Source organism: Paracoccus sp. PAR01 (assembly GCF_014851995.1).
Classification (GTDB): Bacteria; Pseudomonadota; Alphaproteobacteria; order Rhodobacterales; family Rhodobacteraceae; genus Paracoccus; species Paracoccus litorisediminis.
In genome coordinates this window covers 1-448 of the sequence record NZ_JACVAW010000101.1, presented here as the reverse complement: position 1 = coordinate 448, position 448 = coordinate 1, and the positions used below count along the sequence as shown (strand labels likewise).

Genomic DNA, 448 nt, shown 5'->3' with positions numbered 1-448 from the left:
CTTCGAAAATATCCTGATAACGCCGGCGGCCTTCATTCAATTGGCGTTGACGCCGGCGCATGTTCAGCAAAGCGATGAACGGCAGCATGGAAAACGCCAGGCCCAGCAGGCATTTGCCGATGAACGCCGGCAGCAGCTCTTCCAGTACGCGCTGACGGTCAAACAAGCCGCGCAATTGCCAATCGCTGCTACTCAGCGGAACCGTCAGCACACTGTTGGCGACATCGTCCTCGGTCAGTGTGCCCGGATTGACCGAGGGCAGCCCTTCGTCACGGCTGATGATCTGATGATTGATGCGATTTTCCACCAGCCACAGCGGACGGCTGCCCATCTCGCTTTGCTTGGTCAAAGTGGAAAAGAAGGTCGGTGTCAGGCGCAAGGCCCAGTAGCCCCGGGAACTGCCGCTGGCCTGATGCAACAATAAATGCACCACGGAACCATCGGTGGC

At 58.3% G+C, this 448-nt stretch carries 1 pseudogene; it reads right to left on the bottom strand.

The features are described from left to right. Window positions 1-448: pseudogene (locus IB235_RS24865) on the bottom strand (hypothetical protein); the annotation flags it as partial.